Annotated in this window: 12 protein-coding genes; 2 read left to right on the top strand and 10 right to left on the bottom strand. The window is 65.2% G+C overall.

The annotated features are described in order from the left end of the window. Positions 1-315 precede the first annotated feature (315 nt). From rfbD to rfbB, 4 genes are read right to left on the bottom strand one after another with little or no spacing between them, the layout of a single operon-like run. The gene (gene rfbD / locus B3E91_RS09575) at positions 316-1188 is read right to left on the bottom strand and encodes a dTDP-4-dehydrorhamnose reductase (protein WP_287029222.1); all 873 of its coding nucleotides are present in this window, start codon (positions 1186-1188) and stop codon (positions 316-318) included. Beyond that, positions 1185-1730 carry a dTDP-4-dehydrorhamnose 3,5-epimerase gene (gene rfbC / locus B3E91_RS09570; RefSeq protein ID WP_273230507.1) on the bottom strand — a complete coding sequence of 182 codons (546 nt, stop codon included), beginning with the start codon at positions 1728-1730 and terminating at the stop codon, positions 1185-1187. The genes rfbD and rfbC (B3E91_RS09570) overlap by 4 nt, the downstream gene beginning before the upstream one ends. Then, entirely contained in the window at positions 1727-2599 is an 873-nt protein-coding gene (gene rfbA / locus B3E91_RS09565; protein ID WP_287029221.1) for a glucose-1-phosphate thymidylyltransferase RfbA, read from the bottom strand. Before rfbA ends, rfbC (B3E91_RS09570) begins: the two co-directional genes overlap by 4 nt. After that, positions 2596-3678, bottom strand: a complete 1083-nt coding sequence (gene rfbB, locus B3E91_RS09560; RefSeq protein ID WP_287029220.1) for a dTDP-glucose 4,6-dehydratase — start codon at positions 3676-3678, stop codon at positions 2596-2598. Before rfbB ends, rfbA begins: the two co-directional genes overlap by 4 nt. A 519-nt stretch (positions 3679-4197) precedes the next feature. Here rfbB and B3E91_RS09555 point away from each other — a divergent pair. Further along, positions 4198-5208 (top strand): glycosyltransferase family 2 protein, encoded by a 1011-nt coding sequence (locus B3E91_RS09555; protein WP_287029219.1) that lies wholly within the window; start codon positions 4198-4200, stop codon positions 5206-5208. Between the two features lie 107 nt (positions 5209-5315). Here the strand turns inward: B3E91_RS09555 and rfbC (B3E91_RS09550) are convergent, their stop codons facing one another. The 4 genes from rfbC (B3E91_RS09550) to B3E91_RS09535 form a co-directional block, all read right to left on the bottom strand. Continuing rightward, on the bottom strand, positions 5316-5864 hold the full coding sequence (gene rfbC / locus B3E91_RS09550) for a dTDP-4-dehydrorhamnose 3,5-epimerase (protein WP_090225512.1): 549 nt from the start codon (positions 5862-5864) through the stop codon (positions 5316-5318). A gap of 29 nt (positions 5865-5893) precedes the next feature. Further along, positions 5894-7204, bottom strand: coding sequence for an NAD(P)H-dependent oxidoreductase (locus tag B3E91_RS09545; RefSeq protein WP_287029218.1), 1311 nt, complete (start codon positions 7202-7204; stop codon positions 5894-5896). A gap of 115 nt (positions 7205-7319) precedes the next feature. Beyond that, complete coding sequence (gene rfbF / locus B3E91_RS09540) at positions 7320-8096, bottom strand: glucose-1-phosphate cytidylyltransferase (protein WP_090225516.1); 777 nt, start codon at positions 8094-8096, stop codon at positions 7320-7322. A gap of 46 nt (positions 8097-8142) precedes the next feature. After that, positions 8143-9192, bottom strand: a complete 1050-nt coding sequence (locus B3E91_RS09535) for an NAD-dependent epimerase/dehydratase family protein (RefSeq protein WP_090225517.1) — start codon at positions 9190-9192, stop codon at positions 8143-8145. 334 nt (positions 9193-9526) lie between these two features. Between B3E91_RS09535 and B3E91_RS09530 the strand changes: the two genes are divergently transcribed. After that, positions 9527-9874, top strand: a complete 348-nt coding sequence (locus tag B3E91_RS09530) for a hypothetical protein (protein WP_286784258.1) — start codon at positions 9527-9529, stop codon at positions 9872-9874. 4 nt (positions 9875-9878) lie between these two features. Here B3E91_RS09530 and B3E91_RS09525 read toward each other — a convergent pair whose 3' ends face one another. Continuing rightward, positions 9879-10640 carry a molybdopterin-dependent oxidoreductase gene (locus B3E91_RS09525; protein WP_286784259.1) on the bottom strand — a complete coding sequence of 254 codons (762 nt, stop codon included), beginning with the start codon at positions 10638-10640 and terminating at the stop codon, positions 9879-9881. Next, positions 10633-10914: cytochrome b/b6 domain-containing protein (locus B3E91_RS09520; protein ID WP_287029217.1), on the bottom strand; the 282-nt coding region annotated here is incomplete at its 5' end. The genes B3E91_RS09525 and B3E91_RS09520, both read right to left, overlap by 8 nt.

Below are 10914 nucleotides of genomic sequence, written 5' to 3'. Positions count from 1 at the left end.
GCGCGCACCGGGGAAGCAGGGGCTTGTGGTGCGCATGGCGCACCCTACGGTGCCCGGCGCCAGGCTCGAATATCCGTAGGGTGCGCCGCGCGCACCGGGGGAAGCAGGGAGCTTGTGGTGCGCATGGCGCACCCTACGGTGCCTGGCGCCAGGCCCGACCGTTCGTAGGGTGCGCCGCGCGCACCGGGGAAGCAGGGAGCTTGTGGTGCGCATGGCGCACCCTACGGTGCCTGGCGCCAGGGCCGAACGTTCGTAGGGTGCGCCGCGCGCACCGGGGAAGCAGGGAGTTTTTGGTGCGCAGGGCGCACCCTGCGCTCAGGTGGGGCTGTCGGCCAGGCACTGCGCCAGCGCTGCGCGCCAGTCGGGCAGCGAGACGTCCCATTCGCGCTGCAGCCGCGTGCAGTCGAGGCGCGAGTTCAACGGCCGCGGCGCCGGGGTTGGGTAGTCGCTCGACGGGATCGGCAGCAGCCGCGCGCGCAGGCGATTCTGCGCGGCGAGGTGCGCGGCGATGGCCTGGGCGAAGCCGAACCAGGAGGTCTCGCCGCCGGCGCTGAAGTGATACAGGCCCCAGGAGCCGGGCGTGCCCGCCTGCCAGCGGCGGACCAGCGCCGCGGTGGCCTCGGCGATGGAATCGGCCCAGGTCGGCGCGCCGATCTGGTCGTCCACCACCTTGAGTTCGTCGCGCTCGGCCAGCAGCTTCTGCATGGTCAGCAGGAAGTTGCGCCCCTGGGTCGAGTAGACCCAGCTGGTGCGCAGGATCAGGTGCTCGCCGCCCACCGCCTGGATCGCTCGTTCGCCGGCCAGCTTGCTCTGGCCGTAGACGCCGAGCGGGTTGGGCGCATCGCTTTCCAGGTAGGGCGCGGGCTTGGCGCCGTCGAACACATAGTCGGTGGAGTAGTGGATCAGCGCTGCGCCCAGCGCCGCGGCTTCCTCGGCGAGCACACCGGGCGCCGTGGCGTTGATCGCGAAGGCCTTGTCCGGTTCGCTCTGCGCCAGGTCGACCGCCGTGTGCGCCGCGGCGTTGACGATCAGCGCCGGCCGCAGGGCGCGCACTTCGCGGCGAATCGCATCGACGTCCTGCAGGTCCAGTTGCTCGCTGCCGAGCACGCTCAACTCGCCCAGCGGGGCAAGGCTGCGTTGCAGCGCCTGGGCGACCTGGCCGTTGCGGCCGGTGACGAGAATCCTCATGGGAACAGCTCGGCTTCGGCCAGGGCGACACCGTTGCGGTCCTTGGCCGACAATTGCGGCGCCTCCTGCAGCGGCCAGTCGATGGCCAGCTGCGGGTCGTCCCAGCGGATGCAGCGCTCGTGCTCGGGGGCGTAGTAGTCGGTGGTCTTGTAGAGAAACTCGGCGCTTTCGCTGAGCACCACGAAGCCATGGGCGAAACCTTCCGGGACCCACAGCTGGCGCTTGTTGTCGGCGCTCAGGTGCACGCCGGCCCAGCGGCCGAAGGTGGGCGAGCCTCGGCGCAGGTCGACCGCGACATCGAACACTTCGCCGGCGACCACGCGCACCAGTTTTCCCTGCGGCTGACTGATCTGGTAATGCAGCCCGCGAAGCACGCCCCGCGCTGAGCGCGAATGGTTGTCCTGGACGAACTCCCGGGTGAGCCCGGTCGCCTCGGCGAAGGCGCGGGCGTTGAAGCTTTCGAAGAAGAACCCGCGCTCGTCGCCGAAGACCCGGGGTTCGAGCACCAGCACATCGGGCAGCTCGGTGGGGATCACGTTCATCGGCTCTCTTTCTCCAGCTTGTACAGGTATTCGCCGTAACCGGTCTTGCCGAAAATCCGCGCCTGGTCGAGCAGGCGCTCGCGGTCGATCCAGCCCTGCTGGAAGGCGATTTCCTCGAGGCAGGCCACCTTCAGGCCCTGGCGATGTTCGATGGTTTGCACGTATTGCGAGGCTTCCAGCAGGCTGTCGTGGGTACCGGTGTCGAGCCAGGCGAAGCCGCGGCCGAAGCGTTCGACGCGCAGGTCGCCGCGCTGCAGGTAGGCGTTGTTGATGTCGGTGATCTCCAGCTCGCCACGCGGCGAAGGCTTGACCGCCTTGGCGATCTCGATCACGTCGTTGTCGTAGAAATACAGCCCGGTCACCGCGTAGCTGGACTTCGGCTCGGCCGGCTTCTCCTCGATGGACAGCGCGCGACCCTGCTCATCGAACTCGACCACGCCGAAGCGCTGCGGGTCCTTCACCCAGTAGCCGAACACCGTCGCGCCGCTCGGATGGGCGGCGGCGCGGGTCAACTGCTCGGTGAAACGGTGCCCGTGGAAAATGTTGTCGCCGAGGATCAGGCACACCGAGTCGTCGCCGATGAAGTCCTCGCCGATCAGGAAGGCCTGCGCCAGGCCATCCGGCGTCGGCTGTTCGGCGTACTGGAAACTCACCCCGAACTGCGCGCCGTCGCCGAGCATCTTGCGGAAGTTCGGCAGGTCCTGCGGCGTGGAGATGATCAGGATGTCGCGGATGCCAGCGAGCATCAGCACCGAGATCGGGTAGTAGATCATCGGCTTGTCGTAGATCGGCAGCAGCTGCTTGGACACGCCGAGGGTGATGGGATGCAGCCGGCTGCCGGAGCCGCCGGCGAGGATGATTCCTTTCATGGGAGTTCCTTGAGTGGGTCGATGGCGCCGAGGCGCTCGCGTTGGTAGCTGCCGTCCTGCACGCGCCGGCACCAGTCCAGGTTGTCCAGGTACCACTGCACGGTCTTGCGCAGGCCGCTGGCGAAGGTTTCCTGCGGCACCCAACCCAGCTCGCGCTGGATCTTGCCGGCGTCGATGGCGTAGCGCAGGTCATGGCCCGGGCGGTCGCTGACATAGGTGATCAGGTCTTCGTAGCGGGCGAGCCCGGCCGGCTTCCGCGGCGCCAGCTCTTCCAGCAGCGCGCAGATGGCGCGCACCACGTCGAGGTTCTTCTGCTCGTTGTGGCCGCCGATGTTGTAGGTCTCGCCGACCTTGCCCTGGCTGACCACGGTGAGCAGCGCGCGGGCGTGATCCTCGACGAACAGCCAGTCGCGCACCTGCTGGCCGTTGCCATACACCGGCAGCGGCTTGCCTTCCAGCGCGTTAAGGATCACCAGCGGGATCAGCTTCTCGGGGAAGTGATAGGGCCCGTAGTTGTTCGAGCAGTTGGTGATCAGAACCGGCAGCCCGTAGGTGCGCTGCCAGGCGCGCACCAGGTGGTCCGAGGCCGCCTTGCTCGCCGAGTAGGGCGAACTCGGCGCGTAGGGGGTGGTTTCGCGGAACAGGTCGTCCGCGCCGTGCAGGTCGCCGTACACCTCGTCCGTGGAGATATGGTGGAAGCGGAAGGCCGACTTGCGCGGCTCCGGTAGCGTCTGCCAGTACGCGCGGCAGGCATCGAGCAGCACGTAGCTGCCGACGATATTGGTCTGGATGAAGGCGGCCGGGCCGTCGATGGAGCGGTCGACGTGGGATTCGGCGGCCAAGTGCATCACCGCGTCGGGCGCGAAGTCCGCCAGGGCGGTGGCCATCGCGGCGGCATCGCCGATGTCCGCGTGGAGGAAGGCGTAGCGCGGATTGTCGTCGATCTCCCTGAGCGACTCGAGGTTGCCGGCGTAGGTCAGCTTGTCGACGTTGAGCACCTGATGCTCGGTGTGCTGCATGAGGTGGCGAATCAATGCCGAGCCGATGAAGCCCGCGCCGCCGGTAACCAGAATCCGCATGGATGAGTCCTGTCGTTCGAGCCGTATAGAGTGTCGGCAGCGCGGGAAGGGCGCAAGTTCGGCTCGTGCACGGAGCATTATTCAACGCGCCGGCACCGCCTATCTGAATCAGCGACCCCGCCCGCCGCGCAAGCATTCGATTTTTCGATGTCGCGCGACTGTTTTCTGGCGTGGACTATCCGACTTGGGTGATTAGTGGCCAAAAGCCGCCTTTCGTCGCCACCGCTCTGATTCGCCACTTTTTGAGGGATCGTTTGCGCGAGACGAAAGGTCAGAGTTAACAGATTGCCACTATGGCGATATTCACGTTGTTCCAATTGATACGCGAGTGACGAAAGCGTTTTAAGCCGTCGAAAAACTCGCATCCCGAAGTATAAGCCTGACGGTTCTCGCTGCAGAGTGATCGATAGTTTCGATTTTCGATCACTGTGTCGGCGAAACTGCTCATGAGAAGATACTTCAGGATATGTAAAAATTGTTCGACAATTACAGATGCATCTAAGGAAGGAGAGGAAAGTCATGCGTGTATACGCCGTCGTACTCACTTATAACCGTCAAACCCTGCTCAAGCAGTGCCTCGAGGCGGTTTACCGTCAGACGCGGCCGTGCGATGGCGTGATCGTCATCGACAACGCCAGCACCGACGGTACCGAGCGAATGTTGATGGACGGCAGTTTTCCGGGAATGGAAGTCCACATCCTGTCGAACAACATCGGTGCGGCAGGCGGCTTCAGTGCCGGTTTCCGGATCGCCTACCAGGCCGGCGCGGACTTCGTCTGGATGATGGATGACGACGTGATCCCCGATGATGACGCCCTGGAGCGCTTGATGGACGCGGAGTCGCTGCTCGATGGCAAGCGCGTGGATCACGCGTTCCTGCTCTCCACGGCGCGCACCGAAACCGGTTTGATGACCAATACCCCGAGCATCGACCTGCGCCCCAATGCCATTGCCTACGAGAGCTGGCCGATGCTTCTGGAACACGGCCTGGCGCCGGTTTCCCGTGCCACATTCGTGTCGATTCTGGTGCCGCGGGCGACCATCGAGAAACATGGCCTGCCGATCGCGCAGATGTTCATCTGGGGCGAGGACACCGAATACACCCTGCGCATGACCCGCGATGTTCCGGGATACATGGTCGGCAATAGCAAAGTTCAGCACCTGCGCCAGACCAGTGGTGCGCTTAGTATTCGGACAGAAACTAACGCCACCCGTCTTAATTATCATCGGCACTTCATTCGCAACGAGCTTTATGTCGCCGCGAAATATCGCGGCGCCCGCGCGTTGTTGAAATGCCGCTTGCGCCAGCTTCGTTTGATCCGGCAGTTCATCTTCTCCGGTCAATTGAACAAGGCCTACATCGTGTTCCAGGGTCTGATGGAAAGTTTCAACTTTTCACCGGCCGTGGAAGCCGCCGACTCCCCGCTGGAAAATCTGGGCGTCACCTCGCGGCTGATGGGCCGCTCGGTGCCGGTGGCGCGTCCGGAAAGCGTCGTCTACGAAAACAGCGAGGTCGCGGCCGTCCAGTAACGGGCGATTCGCAAGTATGAAAAAAAGCGGCCCTCGGGCCGCTTTTTTGTTTGCCTATCGTCGCCTGACTCAAACCAGGCGCCGGAAGTTCCGGCGCCTCGCTGCACTCAGTAGAGTGGGTCGGTCCTTTCGGCTATCAGCGGCCAGGCCGCGTCCTTCTCGGAAATGGTGGTGACCGGGATCGGCCAGCTGATCCCCAGGCGCTCGTCGTCGTAACGCAGGCCGCGCTCGGCGCTCGGCGTGTAGGGCGACGACACCAGGTAGGTCACTTCCACGTTGTCGGTGAGCGTCAGGAATGCATGGGCGAAGCCCGGCGGCACGTACAGCTCGTGCTTGTTGTCCTCGTTCAGCTCGAAGGCCTGATGCTGCAGGTAGGTGGAGGATTCGGCGCGGATGTCGACGATGATGTCGACGATCGCCCCACGCACGCAGCGGATCAGCTTGGCTTCGCCCACCGGTTTCATCTGGTAGTGCATGCCTCGCAGCGTGCCGCGGTCGGCGGACACCGACATGTTCTGCTGCACGTATTCGGTCTGCATGCCGTGGGCGGCGAACTCTTCCTTGCACATGGTGCGGGCGAAGAAGCCGCGCTCGTCGCCGCGCCGCTGCAGTTCGATGAGGAAGGCGTCGTTCAGTTTGGTTTCGTGAAAGATCATGCGTGCGTCCTGTGCATTCAATTCGGGAATCAGCGGCCGAAGAGGAGTTCCTGCTCGGCGTAGAGGTGATCGATCAGGCGGCCTTCCGGAACGACCACGTCGTCGAAGGTCAGCGGAGTGTCCTTCGCCACCGGGCGTGCCAGCGTGCAGCCGAGCGCCAGGCCGATCGGCAGCAGGTTCTCGCGGCGGACGACGTCGATGTTCTCGGCCACGCCGTAGACTTCGTAACCGCCGAAATCCTCGATGCGTTCGCCGGCGGCCAGGTCCTTCTTCGCCAGTGCGATCACGCCGACACTCGGGCCGCCGCGCGGGGTCAGCACCGGGTCGTCGAACAGCACTGCGCGCGCCACCGAGGTCGGCACTTCGAAGTGGCACAGGTGGTACGGCGTATAGAAGCAGTAGTAGGGGCCCGGGCCCAACTTGTAGAGCTCCAGGTAGTGCTTCTGCCGCGGGTCGTCGAGGGTTCCGAGGACGAACACGCCCGGCCCGGGGCGCGCGCCGACGACGTAGTCGACGATGCCGGGACCGTTCGGGTCCAGATGCGGCTCGAAGGCGGCGACGGTCTGCTCGATCGGTGTCAGCGGGGCACCCGGATCACCGCCCGAGAAATCCGGGCCGAGCATGCCGCGGCGTGCCACCGTCATGCCGGTGGCGTTGGCGACGATGGCCTGCTCGAAGGAAATCTTGGTGCCGTCGGCGAAGGAGGCGACCATCGCCGGCTTCTGGCCCCAGCGCTTGGCAAAGCTTTCCTGGGTGGTGGGGTTGCGGTAGGGGTCGTGCAGGCCCTTGATGTTGCCGCACAGCACCGGCTTCACGCCGATGCCGGCGACGAAGCGGTGCAGGTTCATCTGCACGCCCGGCTGGTCGCCGTCGGAGAAGGTGTAGATCACCCCGGCCTGGTCGGCCTTGACCTTGAGGATCGGGCCGATGGTGCCGTCCAGCTCGGCGTTCATCTGCACCACGTGCTTGCCGGTTTCCAGCGCGGCGAGCACTGCGTGGGCGGCGAACTCGACCGAGCCGGTGATTTCGATGATGGCGTCCAGGCCTTCGGCCCGGGCCAGCGCCACCGCGTCCTCGGTGATTGCCGGGCGGCCGGCGGCGATCATGCTCTCGAGCGCGTGCTGGCTGTCGCAGGGGGTCGCCACCAGGCCGGCCTGGCCGAACACGCCCGCGGCTTTTTCCAGGTTGCGGTTGGCGACCGCGCACAGCTGCATGCCGGGCGTGGTCTTGAGGATCTGCAGGCCGATGCCCATGGCCTGGAAACCGGCCCCGATCATGCCCACACGGATAGGTTTGCCCGCGGCCTCGCGTTTGGCCAGGGCAGTGTCAACGATAATCATCGGGTATCTCCAAACGGTTGGAAGGGAAGTTCGGTCTCGAAAACCGGCTCAGGATCCGTGGCGTGCCGGGCTGCTGCAAAAGCGGCAGGCCGGCACGCCGGATCGCGGCCCGACTTCAGTTGGACCAGGTCTTCCACGGGGCGCCCTTCGCCCAGGTATCCTCGAGCACCTGCTTGTCGCGCAGGGAATCCATGCTCTGCCAGTAACCGCTGTGGTGATAGCTGCCGAGCTTGTCCTGGGCGACCAGGCGATCCATCGGCTCGTTCTCCCAGACGGTCTGGTCGTCGTCGATCAGGTCGAAGACTTCCGGCTCGCAGACGAAGAAACCGCCGTTGATCAGGCCGCCGTCGGCCGCGCCCTTCTCGCGGAAGGCCTCGACGTTGCTCAGGTCTTCGCTCAGGCGCAGGGCGCCGTAGCGGCCCGGCTGGGTGACCGCGGTGAGGGTGCACCACTTGTTCGACTCGCGGTGCGCCTTGATCAGCTTGGTGATGTCGACATCGCTGACGCCGTCGCCGTAGGTCAGGCAGAAGGTGTCGTCGCCGAGCAGGTGGCGGGCGCGCTTGAGGCGGCCGCCGGTCATGCTGTCGGCACCGGTGTCGAGCACGGTGACGCGCCAGTCTTCGGTGGTCGCCTGCAGCCATTCGACGCCACCGCTCTTCAGGTCGATGGTGAAGTCGGTGCGCGAGCCGCGGTAGTTGAGGAAATAGTCGCGGATGTACTCGACCTTGTAGCCGCCCAGCACGACGAAGTCGCGCATGCCGTGGGCGGCGTACATTTTCATGATGTGCCAGAGGATCGGGCGACCGCCGATCTCGACCATCGGCTTGGGCCTGACGCTGGTTTCTTCGCTCAATCGGGTACCGAAACCGCCTGCAAAAAGTGCGACCTTCATAGCCGGAACTCCTTTTCTGTATACGTGGGTGGAATGACGCTATGGGTCAGCTATTGGCCTGCCAGCGCAGGTCCTCGGACAGACGCTTCTCGGCAATGTGACCCTGCAGCACGTGCAGGCGCACCAGCGGCGAGGTGCGGAAGTCGGCATCGGCGAACTTCATCCGGGTCAGGCCTTCGATCAGCCCGGCGATGGAACGCTCCAGCGTCATCACCGGCTGGTGGTTGGGGGCCAGGGACTCGAACAGGCCGAAGTCCACCTGGTAGGAACGGCTGTCGGCCGGCGCATCGGTGTTGATGCTGACGGTGGTGCCCGGCACGGCGGCGGCGACGGCGTGGGCGAAGTCGCGAACCTGCTGGTTGCGCGCGTTCGAGCCGACGTTGACGTTGAGGATGCGGCCGCCGTTGTCGGCCGGGCGCTGGATGGCCCAGTCGATGGCGCGGCCCATGTCGACCACGTCGATCAGCGGGCGCCACGGCGAGCCGTCGCTGAGCACGGTGATCTTGCCCTGGCTCAGCGCGCAGGCGACGAAGTCGTTGAGCACCAGGTCCAGGCGCAGGCGATCGGACATGCCGCAGGCGGTGGCGAAACGCAGGCAGGTGATGACCATTTCGCCGTCGAGGTCGGCCAGCTCGCGCTCGGTGCCGATCTTCGACTTGGCGTAGGCGGTGATCGGCGAAACCGGGTCGGTTTCCTTGCGCGGGCCGCCTTCGGCGATGCCGTAGACGCTGCAGCTGGAGGCGAACACGAAGTTGCGCACGCCGGCGCGGCTGGCTGCCTTGGCGACGGTGACGCTGGCTTCCTGGTTGATCGCGTGGGTCACCGCGGCGAAGCGGTCGCCCATGGGGTCGTTGGAAACGGCCGCGAGCTGCACGACGGCGTCGTAGCCCTCGAGCTGTTCGACGCCGATCGCGCGAACGTCGCCGTAGAACTGTTGGTCGAGAAGGTGTTCAGGAAGGGTTTGCGCGCCGGTCAGGCAATGGGCGAAATACCCATTGTCGAAGCCGTTGATGATGGCGTCCGGGTGTTGCGATCTGAGTTCGCGTACGACGGCCGGTCCGACATATCCCATGTTGCCGATGATTAGAATCTTCATGCGCTATTCCCTGCATTCGAAGTCGGTCCAGGTATCTGGAGAGAGGTTTATTGAGTAGGGGTTGTTACCGTCAAGCGAAGTCGCAGGCTGGCTGCGTCAATGTGACTAGCGGTCGGTTTTAATGACCTCAGGCGCGGAAACAAGGTTCCTATAGAGCGGGCACTTTTATGGCCAAAGGCCTGCAATGCTAGCTATACGATCGCAAAAAGCCACATCGTGGCCCAGTAATGGCGCGGTCTTGAGCACCGTCGGTCAGCCGCTCGCCGTTTGTCGGCACCTGTTTGCGGCGCAGCTGCCCAATGCAGGGCAAGCCTGTTTTTCGTGGAGGTGCCCGATGAAGAATTCGATGCTGCTGTCCCTCGGTCTGGCGACCACGCTCGCCTGTATCGGCTCGGTCCAGGCCCGCGAGTCGGGCGCCGCGCCCGTGCTCTACGCGCAGGTCGCCGCCAGCGACCCCGGTTCGGTCGGCTCCGGTGCGATGGGCACCGGCAAGGACGGCGAACCGCAGGTGGAGAGTCCGCGCAGCGGCTCCAGCAGCGGCACGCCTTCGGTGCCCGCCAGCGGCTCGGAAATGAACGGCGAAACCACCTCGAACGACGGCGCCGGCGGGCCGATCGCCGACGGCGAGCCGAAGGACCCGAAGACCTCCTACGACCCGCCGGTCAAGTCCAAGGACAAGTGATTCTTCAGATGCCGCTGAAGCCGTTGTAGCCCTGGTCTTCCCAGTAGCCGCCGGGGTTCTGGTTGCTGACGAACAGCTCGACGATGTGCTTGGGGTTCTTGAAGCCGAGCTTCGTCGGTACCCGCACGCGCAGCGGGTAGCCGTAGTCCGGCGGCAGCGCGACCTGGCCGAAGTCCAGCGCCAGCAGCGTTTGCGGATGTAGCGCGGTCGGCATGTCCAGGTAGGAGTAGTAACGGTCGGCGCACTTGAATCCGACGTACTTCGCCGTGGTGTCCGCGCCGATCCGTTCCAGGAAGGTGCGCAGCGGCACGCCACCCCACTGGCCAATGGCGCTCCAGCCCTCGATGCAGATCAGCCGGGTGATGTCGCTGCGTTGCGGCAACTGGCGCAGCGCCTGCAGCGTCCAGGGCTGCTTGCGCTCGACCAGCCCGGAAACCTCCAGGCGATAGCCGTCCAGGTCGATCTCCGGCACGTTGTATTCGGCGTAGAAGGCGTTGAACGGGAAGGGCTCGGTGATCTGCGTCGCCGCGTAGGTCGGCGCCAGGCGCTGGCCGCTGAACAGCCAGGCCTGCACCCGGTCGTTCCAGCGCGACATGCTCCAGAGCAGTTTGTCGACCTGGTCGCCATCCTGCAGGTTGCAGCCGCCCAGCATCGCCAGCGCGCCGAGGCTCAGGCCCGAGCGCAGCAGCAGGCGGCGTTGCAGGTTCACGACTTGCGTCTGTTGTGCCGGCTCCAGCTTCGGCGGGGCGTTCTTGCGTTCACTCATGGGAATTCTCCCTCCGGCCGCCGGTGATCATCGGCGGCAAGGTGCTCGGCACCAACATCACCAGGGTCAGGTGCAGGACGATGAAGGCGGCGATGCCGGCCATGGCGAAGAAATGCACGTAGCGCGCGCTGTCGAAGCCGCCGAACAGGCTGGCCAGCCCGTGCAGCTGTACCGGCTTCCAGATCGCCAGGCCGGAAAGCACCACCAGCACGCCGAGCGCCAGCACCAGCCAGTAGGACAGTCGCTGCACGGCGTTGTAGTGACCGAGGCGATG

The sequence above is a fragment of the Pseudomonas sp. UBA6310 genome (assembly GCF_002438225.1).
Lineage (GTDB): Bacteria > Pseudomonadota > Gammaproteobacteria > Pseudomonadales > Pseudomonadaceae > Pseudomonas_O > Pseudomonas_O kuykendallii.
Note: the sequence above shows the minus strand (reverse complement) of the source record. Positions and strands in the feature narration are given on the sequence as shown.